The sequence below is a fragment of the Bradyrhizobium septentrionale genome (genome assembly GCF_011516645.4).
Classification (GTDB): domain Bacteria; phylum Pseudomonadota; class Alphaproteobacteria; order Rhizobiales; family Xanthobacteraceae; genus Bradyrhizobium; species Bradyrhizobium septentrionale.
This window is the reverse complement of the sequence record NZ_CP088285.1, coordinates 7,971,823-7,985,325: the sequence shown is the minus strand read 5'-3', so window position 1 is coordinate 7,985,325 and position 13,503 is coordinate 7,971,823. Positions and strand designations below refer to the sequence as shown.

At 66.3% G+C, this 13,503-nt stretch carries 8 protein-coding genes and 1 tRNA gene; 6 read left to right on the top strand and 3 right to left on the bottom strand.

The genetic code is table 11. From position 1 onward, the window contains the following. Positions 1-65: 65 nt before the first annotated feature. The 3 genes from HAP48_RS50265 to HAP48_RS39905 form a co-directional block, all read right to left on the bottom strand. Positions 66-200 carry a hypothetical protein gene (locus HAP48_RS50265; protein WP_275949000.1) on the bottom strand — a complete coding sequence of 45 codons (135 nt, stop codon included), beginning with the start codon at positions 198-200 and terminating at the stop codon, positions 66-68. Positions 201-564: 364 nt separating this feature from the next. Beyond that, positions 565-1,395 carry a hypothetical protein gene (locus HAP48_RS39910; RefSeq protein WP_166205279.1) on the bottom strand — a complete coding sequence of 277 codons (831 nt, stop codon included), beginning with the start codon at positions 1,393-1,395 and terminating at the stop codon, positions 565-567. A gap of 358 nt (positions 1,396-1,753) precedes the next feature. Beyond that, positions 1,754-1,830, bottom strand: a tRNA-Arg gene (locus tag HAP48_RS39905). Between the two features lie 287 nt (positions 1,831-2,117). On the opposite strand from HAP48_RS39905, the gene HAP48_RS39900 reads away from it, so the two are divergent. The 6 genes from HAP48_RS39900 (at position 2,118) to HAP48_RS39875 (ending at position 13,403) form a co-directional block, all read left to right on the top strand. After that, the gene (locus HAP48_RS39900; protein WP_166205278.1) at positions 2,118-7,337 is read left to right on the top strand and encodes an alpha-2-macroglobulin family protein; all 5,220 of its coding nucleotides are present in this window, start codon (positions 2,118-2,120) and stop codon (positions 7,335-7,337) included. A 98-nt stretch (positions 7,338-7,435) separates the two neighbouring features. Continuing rightward, a complete protein-coding gene (pbpC, locus tag HAP48_RS39895; protein WP_166205277.1) occupies positions 7,436-9,547 on the top strand; it encodes a penicillin-binding protein 1C in 2,112 nt (703 codons plus the stop codon). Between the two features lie 61 nt (positions 9,548-9,608). Next, a complete protein-coding gene (locus HAP48_RS39890) occupies positions 9,609-11,354 on the top strand; it encodes an ArnT family glycosyltransferase (protein ID WP_166205276.1) in 1,746 nt (581 codons plus the stop codon). A gap of 1 nt (position 11,355) precedes the next feature. Beyond that, positions 11,356-12,201: a phosphatase PAP2 family protein gene (locus tag HAP48_RS39885; protein WP_166205275.1), complete on the top strand. Its 846-nt coding sequence runs from the start codon at positions 11,356-11,358 to the stop codon at positions 12,199-12,201. Positions 12,202-12,285: 84 nt separating this feature from the next. After that, on the top strand, positions 12,286-13,065 hold the full coding sequence (locus HAP48_RS39880) for a glycosyltransferase family 2 protein (RefSeq protein WP_166215584.1): 780 nt from the start codon (positions 12,286-12,288) through the stop codon (positions 13,063-13,065). Beyond that, positions 13,065-13,403 (top strand): lipid-A-disaccharide synthase N-terminal domain-containing protein, encoded by a 339-nt coding sequence (locus tag HAP48_RS39875; protein ID WP_166205274.1) that lies wholly within the window; start codon positions 13,065-13,067, stop codon positions 13,401-13,403. The genes HAP48_RS39880 and HAP48_RS39875 overlap by 1 nt, the downstream gene beginning before the upstream one ends. The last annotated feature ends 100 nt before the right edge of the window (positions 13,404-13,503 follow it).

Genomic DNA, 13,503 nt, shown 5'->3' with positions numbered 1-13,503 from the left:
ATCCCATTGGGGTTATGTCTGCAAGGCCGGGGCCAAGGTTCGAGCGATCCGTAGTCATACGGGCTCTAGCGTCCGGCGATTGCCCGGTATTCGTGACTGACCTTCTCGCGCACTGGCGGAGATCCAAGGGTTGCCCACACGACCGCGGCAATCACCATCGCCGTCAGAATGGCGCCGGCCAGCGGCTGATCGTTGTCCATACCCCGCCCGTTCAGCCGTGCTGCTCGAGCTTCCGCATCTCCTGCAGGCGCGCCAGGCAAAAATCCCGATACAATTCGTTGATGAAATCCCACATGACCGAATCCCCTCTGGTCCAATGATGGGAGGCTAGGCCGCCTTTGTTTCCGGCCGGCTTCGCGGCTTCTGGAAAATGGTTTCATTCAGGGCGGGGAGGGGTGGCGATCCTGGCAGGAGTCGAACCTGGCAACCCGCGAACAGAAACATTTCTGATATTCAGCAAAATCAAATACCGGATCGCCCATGCACTATGGGGCGTCTCGTTCATGCGCCGACAGCCTGGCCTGCACCGGGACTGCATCATGCTCGTCTGCAATCTTCATGGTTCTAGCGCACTGACCATGGAAATGCCGATGGTTGCGGTTTGTTGGTTCGCGGCCGCGCCGGGGGTGGCGCCGGCTTGTGCGCCTGGGCAACATTGGTCGACCGCCGCGGACGCGGCAGCGGTACTTCGGAGATTGCCCTTGGCTGTTCGGGGCTCACCTTTGCCCCTTCGGTCATCACCCCTGGCTCTTCAGGCATCACCCTTGGTTCTTCAGGCACCACCCTTGGCTCTGAAGCGTTGGCGAGAACACGGGCCAGTTGCTCCTGGCTTGCGTTGAGCCGCTCGGTGACTGTCGCGCTTTCGCGCGCCACCTGAATCTGGGTCGCCTTTATCTGGTCGATGATATTGTTGTTGCGTGCCGTTTCTGCCTGGCTCGCCTTGAGTTGGCTCGCTACGTTTTCATTGTCGCGGACCAATTGTTCTTGCCTCACCTGAAGCTGTTCGACCACTTGCCTTAGGGCAGCAAGATCGCGCGCCATCGGTTGGAGTTGCTGCGCCAAGTCGGAAGAAGGTGCGACGGCAGTCGGCGCAACGTCTTTCGGCCCGGCTTGTGTCAGGGGTGTGGATTTTGAGGGGGGCATTATCGCCGGATCTGCGGAGGACATCCACCACCAAGCAGCGCCACCGATGGACGCTGCCAACACAGCGCCGACAAAAGCCAGGAGTCGCCAATCCGCCAATTGATGAATCGTTGCCAGCGGCGGGCGAAGCGGCTTCAAGCCGATCGGTGGGCCAGAAGGACTGACTCCCGCTTCGCGTGCGAGGTTCAAAAGCTGCTGCTCCAAGCTCGTGAGCCGCCCTTCCGCGACCTTGTCGTTCAGCGTGGAATCCATTTGGTGCTCCGTATCAAATGCAATGGCACCCGCCTTGAGAGCGGATCCGCCCTTCGGCGAGCTAACATTCAACGGGACGCAGGTGGGTATTGCAGCCTAAGCTTCCCAAGGATGAGCATGCAGCCTGCGCATCACATCATCTTTCCCTTATACGCTCGCCCCTCCTGAGCTGTCCCCGCGATTTTAAGCGCAGCCCCGAGGTGGAACTGTGTTCATGTCCGGAGGAAAATGTCTCGACCGCCGATGAGAGTGCTACGAGTACACGCCCGGCGGCGTTCTTACGGATCTGGGACGCTGAAATTTCCAGCACAGCCCAAATTGCAGGGTCGATGCCATGAGCGGATCGCATTGAAATGGCTGGCGATCCCGGCAGGATTCGAACCTGCAACCCGCGGAGTAGAAATCCGCTACTCTATCCAGTTGAGCTACGGGACCGTGGCCGCCTTGTAACACCCGCAATATGAAAAATCCGCTTTCCCGCCAAGTCCGTCCGAACCGATTTCTGGGGGCGGACGACAAAGCGGAGCAGGGGTCCCCGCCCTGCGTTGGCCTGTCCAGTCCGCCGAGCCGGCATCAGCTGCCGCCGGGGCTGGTCAAAGGATGTCGGCAATGCGACCTGCGACGTTTTCGTCCGTTCATATCGGCGCCTTCACTCCGTCACCTTTTCGCGCATTTTTGGCCCCAACGCGGCGTTCGACCGCGGGGCGTTCAGGAGCTCCATCATGATCGGATTGGTTCGTGCCGCCGCAGTCTGCGCCGCGCTGGTGCTTGGCCTGGTGAGCGCCCAAATGAGCGCCCAGGCCGCGGACAAGGCCTTCAAGCGCGACGATCTCGCCGATTCCGCGATCAAGCTGGAGGCCCAGATCAAGAGCGAGGCCGGCGCCGTCAACAAATCGGCCGCGACCCTGCGCACCGATGCGGACTCAGCCTTCAAGCGCAATGATTTCCGCGGTGGGCTGCAGATCCTCGGCCAGATCGCCGCCGCCACGCCGGAGGACGGCGCCAATTGGCTGCGGCTCGCCAGGACCGTGTTCCAGATCCGCTCCGCCAGCTCCAGCGAACAGACCTTCCTGATGGAGCGCGCCTCCACGGCCGCCTACATCGCCTATCAGCGGGCCGGCAATGCCGGCGAGGAGGCCGACGCGTTGGCCGTGCTCGGCAAGGCACTTGCCGAGCGCAAGCTGTGGCGCCCGGCGCTGGATGCGTTGCGGATGTCGCTCGACCTGCGCGAGGTGGCCGATGTCCGCGGCCAGTACGAGAAGATGCGCGACGAGCACGGCTTCCGGCTGCTCGATTATACCGTCGATTCCGACGCGGCCTCGCCGCGGGCCTGCTTCCAGTTCTCCGAGGAACTGGCCAAGCGCGTCGACTTCGCGCCTTACCTCGCACTGGCCGGCACCGACAAGCCGGCGCTGTCAGCGGAAGGCCAGCAGCTCTGCGTCGACGGGCTGAAGCACGGCGAGCGCTACAACATCAATCTGCGCGCCGGCCTGCCGTCGACGGTCAAGGAGACCCTGCCGAAATCGGCCGAGTTCAACATCTATGTCCGCGACCGCAAGCCGTTCGTGCGGTTCACGGGGCGGGCCTATGTGCTGCCGCGGACCGGGCAGCGCGGTATCCCGGTGGTCAGCGTCAACACGCCGGCGGTCACGGTCGACGTCTTCCGGATCGGCGACCGCAACCTGATCAACACGGTGATCGACAGCGACTTCCAGGGCACGCTGAGCCGCTACCAGCTCTCCGATCTCGGCGACCAGCGCGGCGTCAAGGTGTGGTCCGGCGAGCTTGCGACCGCCACCACGCTGAACCAGGACGTCGTCACGGCGTTTCCGGTCGACCAGGCGCTCGGCGACCTGCAGCCGGGCGTCTATGTCATGACAGCCGCGGCCAAGGGGCCGGGCACCGACGACGACGGCACGCTGGCGACGCAATGGTTCATCGTCTCCGACATGGGCCTGTCGGCGTTCTCCGGCAATGACGGTATCCACGTCTTCGTCAACTCGCTGGCCTCGACGGAGCCGGTCGCTGGCGCCGAGGTAAAGCTGGTCGCCCGCAACAACGAGATCCTGGCCAGCCGCAAGACCGATGCGGCCGGCCATGTGCTGTTCGAGCAGGGGCTGGCCCGCGGCGAGGGCGGGCTGTCGCCGGCGCTGCTCACGGTGACGGGCGAGAAGGCCGACTACGCCTTCCTGAGCCTGAAGACCAACGCCTTCGACCTCACCGACCGCGGCGTCGCGGGCCGGGCGATCCCGGCCGGCGCGGACGCCTTCGTCTATGCCGAGCGCGGCGTCTACCGCTCCAACGAGACCGTCTACCTGACCGCGCTGCTGCGCGACGGCCAGGGCAACGCCCTGACCGGGACGCCGCTGACCATGGTGATCGAGCGCCCCGACGGCGTCGAATTCCGCCGCACCGTGCTGCCCGACCAGGGCGCCGGCGGCCGCATGCTGGCCGTCGCCTTGAACTCGGCGGTGCCGACCGGCACCTGGCGAGCCCGCGTCTTCACCGATCCCAAGGGCTCCTCGGTCGGCGAGACCACCTTCATGGTCGAGGATTACATCCCCGAGCGGGTCGAATTCGATCTGACCAGCAAGGAGAAGATGATCAAAGCTGAAGTTCCAGTGGAACTTCAGGTCTCGGGCCATTTCCTCTATGGCGCACCGGCCTCGGGCCTGCAGCTCGAAGGCGACATGCTGGTGGCGCCGGCGGCGGCCGGCCGGCCCGGCTATGCCGGCTACCAGTTCGGCGTCGACGACGAGCAGACCGCGAGCAACGAGCGGACCCCGATCGAGGACCTGCCGGAGGCCGACGCCAATGGCGCGGCCACCTTCCCGGTCAAGCTCGAGAAGGTGCCGACCTCGACCCGGCCGCAGGAGGCCCAGATCTTCATTCGGATGGCGGAGACCGGCGGCCGCTCGGTCGAGCGCAAGATCGTGCTGCCGGTGGCCCCGGTGGCCTCGCTGATCGGCGTCAAGCCGCTGTTCGGCGACAAGAGCGTGGCCGAGGGCGACAAGGCCGAGTTCGACGTCGTGTTCGTCGCGCCCGACGGCAAGCAGCTGCCGCGCAACGGGCTGCGCCACGAGCTGCTGAAGCTGGAGTCGCGCTACCAGTGGTACCGGCAGAATTCGTCCTGGAACTATGAGCCGGTCAAGTCGACCCGCCGCGTTGCCGATGGCGACGTCAACCTTGCGGCCGACAAGCCGATGCGCCTGAGCTTCCAGCCGCAGCCCGGCCGTTACCGGCTCGACGTGAAATCGACCGACGCCGACGGTCCCGTGACCTCGGTGCAGTTCGATGTCGGCTGGTATTCCGACGGCAGCGCCGACACGCCCGACCTGCTCGAAACCTCGATCGACAAGCCGGAATATCAATCCGGCGACACCCTGACCGTGTCGGTCAATGCGCGCACCTCAGGCAAGCTCACCGTCTATGTGCTCGGCGACCGCCTGCTGACGACCCAGAGCGTCGACGTCAAGGAAGGCACCCAGCAGGTCAAGCTCCCGGTCGGCAAGGACTGGGGCACCGGCGCCTATGTGATGACGACGCTGCGCCGTCCGCTCGATGCCGCCGCCGGGCGCATGCCCGGTCGCGCGATCGGGCTGAAATGGTTCGGCATCGACAAGAAGACCCGCACGCTTGCCGTCGAGCTGTCGCCGCCCGCATTGGTGCGGCCCGGTTCGACGCTGAAGATTCCGGTCAAGCTCGGCGGGCTCAATCCCGGCGAGGATGCCAAGGTGGTGCTGGCCGCGGTCGACGTCGGTATTCTCAATTTGACCAATTACAAGCCGCCGGCGCCGGACGACTACTATCTCGGCCAGCGCCGTCTGACCGCCGAGATCCGCGACCTCTATGGCCAGCTGATCGACGGCATGCAGGGCACCCGCGGCCAGATCCGCAGCGGCGGCGACGCCGCCGGTGCCGAGCTGCAGGGTTCGCCGCCGACGCAGAAGCCGCTCGCGCTCTATTCCGGCATCGTCACGGTCGGCCCTGATGGCACTGCCGAAGTGAGCTTCGACATCCCCGAATTCGCCGGCACGGCGCGGGTGATGGCGGTGGCGTGGAGCGCCACCAAACTCGGCCGCGCCAATGTTGATGTGATCGTGCGCGATCCCGTGGTGCTGACCGCGACGCTGCCGCGCTTCCTGCTGACCGGTGACAAGGGCACCATCAGCATGGATATCGACAATGTCGAAGGCGCCGCCGGCGACTACGCGATCAGCGTCAAGGCGAGCGGACCGATCAAGGCCTCGGGCAATCCGACCACGAAGGTGAAGCTGGCCGCCAAGCAGCGCTCATCGCTGTCGCTCGGCCTCGAGGCCGGCGGCGCGGGACGCGCCGATTTCGACGTCGACATTTCGGGGCCGAACGGGCTGACGCTGGTGCGTCACTATGCGCTCGACGTCAAGCCCGCGACCCAGGTGCTGGCGCGTCGCTCGATCCGCACGCTGGCGAAGGGCGAGAGCCTGACGCTGACCTCGGACATGTTCTCCGATCTCGTCCCGGGCACCGGCAGCGTCTCGATCTCGGCGAGTCTCTCGACCGCGCTCGATGCTGCCAGCATCCTGAAGGCGCTCGACCGCTACCCCTATGGCTGCTCCGAGCAGATCACGAGCCGCGCGCTGCCGCTGCTCTATGTCAACGATCTCGCCGCCGGCGCCCATCTCGCGATGGATACCGCGGTCGACCAGCGCATCCGCGATGCGATCGAGCGTCTCCTGGCGCGACAGGGCTCCAACGGCTCGTTCGGCCTGTGGTCGGCGGGCGGCGACGACGCCTGGCTCGACGCCTACGTCACCGACTTCCTGACCCGCGCCCGCGAAAAGGGCTTTGCGGTGCCTGACGTGCTGTTCAAGAACGCGCTCGACCGCGTCAGGAACTCGGTGGTCAATGCCAACGAGCCGGAGAAGGACGGCGGCCGCGATCTGGCCTACGGCCTCTACGTGCTCGCGCGCAACGGCGCGGCGCCGATCGGTGATCTGCGCTATCTCGCGGACACCAAGCTGAACAATCTGGCGACGCCGATCTCCAAGGCGCAGCTGGCGGCGGCGCTGGCGCTGGTCGGCGACAAGGCGAGGGCCGAGCGGGTCTATGGCGCGGCGCTCGATGCGCTGAACCCCAAACCCGTGATCGAGTTCGGCCGGGTCGATTACGGCTCGGCGCTGCGCGATGCGGCTGCGCTGGTCTCGCTTGCGGGCGAGGGCAATGCGCCGCGCACCACGCTGACCCAGGCCGTGCTGCGGGTCGAAGCTGCGCGCGGGCTCTCGCCCTACACCTCGACGCAGGAGAATGCGTGGATGGTGCTGGCGGCGCGCGCGCTCGCCAAGGAAACGCTGGCGCTCGACATCAATGGCCAGCCGGTCAAGACGGCGGTCTATCGCAGCTACAAGGCCGAGGAGATGACGGGCCAGCCGCTCCGGATCACCAACACCGGAGACGCACCCGTGCAGGCGGTGGTCTCGGTGTCGGGCTCGCCGGTCACGCCGGAGCCGGCGGCTTCCAACGGCTTCAAGATCGAACGTGCCTACTACACGCTCGACGGCAAGCCGGCCGACGTCACCAAGGCAAAGCAGAACGACCGCTTCGCAGTTGTCCTGAAGGTGACGGAAGCCAAGCCGGAGTTCGGCCACATCATGGTGGCCGACTATCTCCCGGCCGGGCTCGAAATCGACAACCCGAACCTGGTGTCATCGGGCGATTCCGGCACGCTCGAGTGGATCGAGGACGGCGTCGAGCCGAAGAACACCGAGTTTCGCGATGACCGCTTCACCGCGGCGATCGACCGGGGCGCCAACGACAAGTCGGTGTTCACGGTCGCCTATGTGGTGCGCGCGGTGTCGCCGGGCAAATATGTGCTGCCACAGGCCTATGTCGAGGACATGTACAACCCCTCGCGCTACGGCCGTAGCGGCACCGGTGCGGTTGAGGTCAAGCCGGCGAAATGAGTGATCGCGGAATGAGCGAAGACGCGCGTCCAGCACTCTCCTCGTCATCCCCGGGCTTGACCCGGGGATCCACAGGCTCGCCAAGCGGGACGAAAGTCGTGGATGGCCGGGTCAAGCCCGGCCATGACGGCGGTGGCCGGAGACGGGCGCTTCGCGTCGTCGCCGCAATCGCGGTCGTGCTCATCGCGATCACCGGCGCCTTCGCCGCCTGGGTTGTTTCGCTCGGGCCGCTGCCGCTCACGCAGGCGCAGCAGGTCTCGACCACGGTTATCGACCGCAATGGAAAGCTGCTCCGTGCCTATGCGATGGCGGACGGGCGCTGGCGGCTGCCGGTCGACGCGAAGACGTCGGTCGATCCGACTTATCTGAAGCTGTTGTTCGCCTATGAGGACAAGCGCTTCTATGAGCATCACGGCGTCGATCCGCTGGCGCTGTCGCGCGCCGGATTCCAGCTTCTCACCCGCGGTCATATCGTCTCCGGCGGCTCGACCATCACCATGCAGCTGGCGCGGCTGATCGAGCCGCGGCACCAGCGCTCGGTCTACGCAAAACTGCGGCAGATGGTGCGCGCGGTTGAACTGGAGCGGCAGCTCTCGAAGGACCAGATCCTCGATCTCTATCTCGCGCTGGCGCCGTTCGGCGGCAATCTCGAGGGCGTGCGCGCCGCCTCGATCGCCTATTTCGGCAAGGAGCCGAAGCGGCTCTCGCTTGCCGAAGCCGCGCTGCTGGTGGCGCTGCCGCAATCGCCGGAGCGCCGTCGGCTCGACCGTTTCCCCGAAGCTGCGCACGCCGCGCGCGACCGCGTGCTCGGCCGCATGGTCGAGGATGGCGCGGTGTCGAAGGAGGACGCTGCGCAGGCCAGGGCGACGGCGGTACCGAAGATGCGCAAGCAGATCCCGATCCTGGCGCCGCATTCGTCTGATCAGGCGATCGCGACGATGAAGGATGCGCCCGTCATCAAGCTGACGCTGGACGCCACGCTGCAGCGGAACCTGGAGGCGCTGGCGCGCGACCGCGCCGTCGCGCAGGGGCCTGACGTCTCGGTCGCGATCATCGTGGTCGACAATGAAACGGGCGACGTGCTCGCGCGCGTCGGCTCGGCGGATTATTTCGATGAGCGGCGGGCCGGGCAGGTCGACATGACGCGCGCGGTGCGCTCGCCGGGCTCGACCTTGAAGCCCTTCATTTATGGCCTCGCCTTCGAGGATGGTTTTGTCCACCCCGACAGCCTGATCGAGGATCGGCCGATCCGCTTCGGCTCCTACGCGCCGGAGAATTTCGACATGACTTTCCAGGGCACGGTGCCGATCCGCAAGGCGCTGCAATTGTCGCTGAACGTGCCGGCGATCGCGCTGCTCGACCGGGTCGGCGCGAGCCGGCTGTCGTCACGGCTGAAGCAGGCCGGCACCAGTCTGGTGCTGCCGAAGGACGAGGCGCCGGGCCTGGCGATGGGACTCGGCGGCGTCGGCATCACGCTGCAGGATCTTGCCCAGCTGTACTCTGGCCTGGCGCGGCTCGGCGCGACGAAACCGCTGCGCGAGATCATGCAGGCGAGCGATAGCCGTGACACGATGCGGCTGATGGACCAGGCTGCGGCCTGGCAGGTCGGCAATGTCCTGCTCGGCACGCCGCCGCCGGAGAATGGCGTGCACAACCGGATCGCGTTCAAGACCGGCACCAGCTACGGCTATCGTGACGCCTGGTCGGTCGGCTTCGACGGCCGCATCACGATCGGTGTCTGGGTCGGCCGTCCGGACGGCGCGCCGGTGCCGGGCCTGGTCGGCCGCACCGCGGCCGCGCCGATCCTGTTCGATGCCTTTGCGCGCACCGGCAAGATCCCGGCCGCATTGCCCAAGCCGCCGCGTGGCGTGCTGGTCGCTTCCAACGCAAAATTACCGCCGCCGCTGCGCCGGTTCCGGCCGCTCGGCGAACTGATCCGCAGCGGCAATGACCAGGCGCCGCACATCCAGTTTCCGCTGAACGGCTCGCGCATCGACGTAGATCGTTCCGAAAGCGGCGGTAATGCGCCGATGCCGGTCAAGGTCGCCGGCGGTGTGTTGCCTCTGACCGTGCTCGTCAATGGTGTCTCAGCCGGGGACATCGACAGCCGCCGCCAGCGCCTGATTGACCCGCCCGGACCAGGCTTCGCGCGGCTGACCGTGATCGACGCCACGGGGGCAGCGGATACCGTTGTGATCCGCGTGCAATGATCGCGCAGGAAAGCGGAACTGCACGGTTGTTTGCGCTGCGGTTTCATCGTATGCGAAACCCATGGTGGATAGCCTCCAACCCCGGCGCTTCGGAGCAGGGCAACAGTCTGTAAAACCTGCGCATTCGAGCCGCAGGCTGTTCATGGCGTTCGAGTTCGCAACGGCCAGCCAATGGCGTTCGATCCTGTTCCTGACGCTGACCTGCCTGGTGTTGTTCCTGCCGGGCCTCTTCACCATCCCGCCGATCGACCGCGACGAGGTGCGCTTTGCCCAGGCGACCAAGCAGATGGTCGAGAGCGGCGATTTCGTCGATATCCGTTTCCAGGACGACGTCCGCTACAAGAAACCGGTCGGCATCTACTGGATGCAGGCGGCGGCGCTGAAGACGATCTCCGCGCTCGGGGTGCCGCGCGCCCAAGCCCGCATCTGGGTCTACCGCCTGCCGTCGCTGATCGGCGCGATCGGCGCGGTGTTGCTGACCTATTGGACGGCACTCGCCTTCGTGACGCGACAGGGGGCGGTGCTGGCCGCCTTGATGATGGCAAGTTGCGTGCTGCTCGGGGTCGAGGCGCGGCTCGCCAAGACCGACGCGATGCTGCTCTTGACGGTCACCGCCGCGATGGGCGCGATGGCGCGGGTCTATCTGTCCTGGCAGCGCGGCGAGGATCCGGCGCGTCCGTCATGGGGGCCGCCCGCGATCTTCTGGACGGCGCTGGCGGTCGGCATCCTGCTCAAGGGGCCGCTGATCCTGATGTTCGTCGGTCTCGCGATGGCCGCGCTCGCTATACTCGATCGATCGGCGGCATGGTTCTGGCGCATGCGCCCGGTCTGGGGCCTGATGTGGACCCTGGTGCTGGTGCTGCCGTGGTTCGTTTTGATCTTCCTGCGCGCCGGTGAGACCTTCTTTGCCGACTCGGTCGGCGGCGACATGCTGAGCAAGCTGGGCGCGCAGGAATCCCACGGCGCGCCGCCCGGGGTCTATCTGCTGCTGTTCTGGATCACGTTCTGGCCCGGTGCGCCGCTCGCCGGCATGGCGGCGCCGGCGATCTGGCGCGCGCGGCGCGAGCCCGGCGCGCAATTCCTGCTGGCTTGGCTGATCCCGTCCTGGATCGTGTTCGAGGCCGTGCTGACCAAACTGCCGCATTACGTGCTGCCGCTTTATCCGGCGATCGCGATCCTGACCGTGGGCGCGCTGGAGCGGCGCGTGCTGTCGCGCTCCTCCTGGCTGTTGCGTGGCGCCGCCTGGTGGTTCGCGATCCCCGCCTGTGCCTCGGTGCTGGTGATCGTCGGCGCCATCAAGGCTATCCATCAGCCAGTGTTTCCGGCCTGGCCTCTGTTCGCCGTCGCAATGGTGTTCGGTCTGATCGCCTGGTGGATGTTCGAGGACAGCCGTGCCGAGCGCTCGCTGCTCAATGCGGTGATCGCCGCGGCGCTGATGGCGGCCGGCACCTATGGTGTGGTGCTGCCGCGACTCACCACCGTGTTTCCGAGCCAGGAGGTCGCACGCGCCTTGCGCAACGTGACCTGCGTCGGCCCGAAAGCTGCGGCCGCAGGCTTCCACGAGCCGAGTCTGGTGTTCATGACCGATACCTCGACGCTGCTCACCGACGGATCGGGCGCCGCCGATTTCCTGGGGCAGGGCTCCTGCCGCTTCGCGCTGGTCGAGCAGCGCTCGGAGCGGTCCTTCGTGCAGCGCGCCGAGGCGATCGGCCTGCGCTACAACGCGCCGGTGCGCGTCGAGGGCTACAACATCTCGCAGGGCAAGGCGGTCTCGATCGCGATCTTCCGTTCCGAAGGAACGGAGTGACATGCCTCGGCCGCCAGCCACCCTGGAATCCGCCAACTATTTCGGACGATTGCTGACGCTGGTCTGGCTGTCGCTTGCTCAGCTCGTGCGTGCACCGTCGCATTCGCGCCGGGCCGACGCGGCGCGGCGCTCGGCACGCCACGTGCTCCTGCTCGTCGTCATCCTTGGCGCTGCCATCATCACACTGATGTACGCGTTGGACGTCGCGGAAATCAGCTTGATGCCGCCGCGCGGCACGCCGGGCCTCTGGTGGGCGCGAATCCTGACTGATTTTGGCAAGGACGAATATGTGCTGTGCGCGCTCGGCCTGTTGCTGGTCGCTGTCGCATTGGCAGCGCCGGCGCTGCGCGGCGTGCCGCGCGCGACCCTGCTCGGCCTCGGAACGAGGTTGCAATATTTGTTCCTGTCCGTCGTGCTGTCGGTGGCGCTCGGGGAAGTGATCAAGTGGATCGTCGGCCGCGGGCGGCCATTTGTCGGCGGCAAGGCCAATGCCTTCAACTTCCAGCACTTCGCCGGCACCGAGGCCTATGCGAGCTTTCCGTCGGGACATTCGATCACGGCATTCGCGCTGGCCTTTGCCGTGTCGGCGGTGTGGCCGGGCGCGAGGGTTGCGATGCTGGTCTATGCGCTGATCATCGCCGCGACCCGGCTGGTGTTGTTGGCCCATCATCCGAGCGACGTGGTGGCCGGCGCGCTGGTCGGCGTGATCGGCGCGATGGCCGTGCGCTACTGGTTCGCTGCCCGCCGCCTTGGTTTCGCCATTCATCACGATGGCACCGTCGTGGCCCTGTCCGGGCCCTCGGAAGGGCGCCTCAAAAGGGTTGCGAGGAGCGCCTTCGCCCCATAAAAGCGGTCGCCCGACGGCCGGATCGGGCTGGTTCCATCGCCGATAACACCAACCACGAGTGCCGATTTGCCTGCTCCCGACCAGATGCCGGTCGCCGTTTCCATCGTCGTGCCTGTGCGCAACGAGGCGGACAATATCGCGCCGCTGATCGCCGAGATCGCGGCCGCCCTCGACGGGCGCTGGGCCTACGAGATCGTCTACGTCAATGACGGCTCGACCGATGCCACCGGCGAACGGCTGAGCGCGATCATGGCGCAGCGGCCCAATCTGCGGCAGCTCCGCCACGCCGTCTCGTCGGGCCAGTCGGCCGCCGTGCGCAGCGGCGTTCGTGCCGCGCGCGGTGCGATCGTGGCGACGCTCGATGGCGACGGCCAGAACAATCCCGCTTTCCTGCCGGACCTGATCGCGGCGATCGCGAGCGGCAATGGCCGCGTCGGGCTTGCCGCAGGCCAGCGCGTCGGGCGCAAGGACACCGGCTTCAAGAAACTGCAATCGCGCATCGCCAATAACGTGCGCAGCGTCATCCTGCGTGACGGCACCCGCGACACCGGCTGCGGACTGAAGGCGTTTCCACGCGAGGTGTTCCTGGCGATGCCCTATTTCGACGGGCTGCATCGTTTCCTGCCGGCGCTGGTCCGCCGCGAGGGGCTCACGATTGCCTATGTCGACGTCGTCGACCGCCCGCGGCATTCCGGCGTGTCGAATTACGGATTCTTCGACCGGCTCTGGATCGGGATCATGGATCTCGCCGGCGTATGGTGGCTGATCCGCCGCAAGAAGCCGACGCCGGTCGTCACCGAAGTGCCTGATGTCACTGAAGTGCCTGATGTCGCAGAAGTGCCGGTCGTGACCAAGGTGAAGTGATGCTGATTCAGTACGGCCAGGCGCTGAGCGCCTATTTCTACGACGTGTTCGTCGCCAAGTTCGACTTCTGGCTGGCGTTCGGCCTCGTCGCGCAATTGCTGTTCACCGCGCGCTTCCTGGTGCAGTGGATTTCCAGCGAGCGCGCCGGCCAGAGCGTGGTGCCGATGGCGTTCTGGTTCTTCTCGATGGGCGGCGGTCTGATGACCCTGATCTACGGCCTTGCCAAGCGCGAGCCCGTCATCATCATCGGGCAGGGCCTCGCCACGCTGATCTACATCCGCAACATCATGCTGATCGTGAAAAGCCGGGGCTCCGCGTCGAGGACGCTTGAGCGCTGATCTCTGCGGTTGTCAGCGCGGCGAGCGGTATGCTGAGCCTCCTCCCGAGTCTCGACAGATGCAGCATCGGCCCGGCTCGGTATTAATTGGACCGCACCTC

What these genes read in the sequence shown, in the direction of transcription:
- HAP48_RS39880 (WP_166215584.1), top strand. Translation starts at nt 12,286, where the DNA reads ATGCCGGTCGCCGTTTCCATCGTCGTGCCTGTGCGCAACGAGGCGGAC.
- HAP48_RS39875 (WP_166205274.1), top strand. Translation starts at nt 13,065, where the DNA reads ATGCTGATTCAGTACGGCCAGGCGCTGAGCGCCTATTTCTACGACGTG.
- HAP48_RS39890 (WP_166205276.1), top strand. Translation starts at nt 9,609, where the DNA reads ATGGTGGATAGCCTCCAACCCCGGCGCTTCGGAGCAGGGCAACAGTCT.
- HAP48_RS39885 (WP_166205275.1), top strand. Translation starts at nt 11,356, where the DNA reads ATGCCTCGGCCGCCAGCCACCCTGGAATCCGCCAACTATTTCGGACGA.
- HAP48_RS39900 (WP_166205278.1), top strand. Translation starts at nt 2,118, where the DNA reads ATGATCGGATTGGTTCGTGCCGCCGCAGTCTGCGCCGCGCTGGTGCTT.
- HAP48_RS39910 (WP_166205279.1), bottom strand. Translation starts at nt 1,395, where the DNA reads ATGGATTCCACGCTGAACGACAAGGTCGCGGAAGGGCGGCTCACGAGC.
- HAP48_RS50265 (WP_275949000.1), bottom strand. Translation starts at nt 200, where the DNA reads ATGGACAACGATCAGCCGCTGGCCGGCGCCATTCTGACGGCGATGGTG.